1 protein-coding gene is annotated in these 330 nt (G+C 51.2%); it reads left to right on the plus strand.

The annotated features are described in order from the left end of the window. Window positions 1-330, plus strand: a 330-nt coding sequence (locus B4920_RS25985; protein ID WP_139379656.1) for an aldehyde dehydrogenase family protein, incomplete at both ends; no start/stop codon positions are given.

Consider the following 330-nt stretch of genomic DNA (forward strand, 5'->3'; position numbering starts at 1 on the left):
GGGGTATGGTCAAAGGCTACGCCTGTTAAACGTAAACAAGTGATGATCCGCTTTGCCGAGTTATTGGAAGAAAATGCCAATGAACTCGCTCTGTTAGAAACGTTGGATATGGGTAAACCGATACGTTTTTCAAAGGCGGTAGATATTGCGGGCGCTGCCCGTGCCATTCGTTGGTCGGGGGAAGCCATTGATAAACTCTACGATGAGCTGGCGCCGACGGCACATAATGAAATCGGCATGATTACTCGCGAACCCGTGGGCGTGGTGTCAGCGATTGTGCCTTGGAATTTCCCGCTGCTAATGGCCTGTTGGAAGTTAGGCCCAGCACTC

Source organism: Zoogloea sp. LCSB751 (assembly GCF_002028455.1).
Taxonomy (GTDB): Bacteria; Pseudomonadota; Gammaproteobacteria; order Burkholderiales; family Rhodocyclaceae; genus Zoogloea.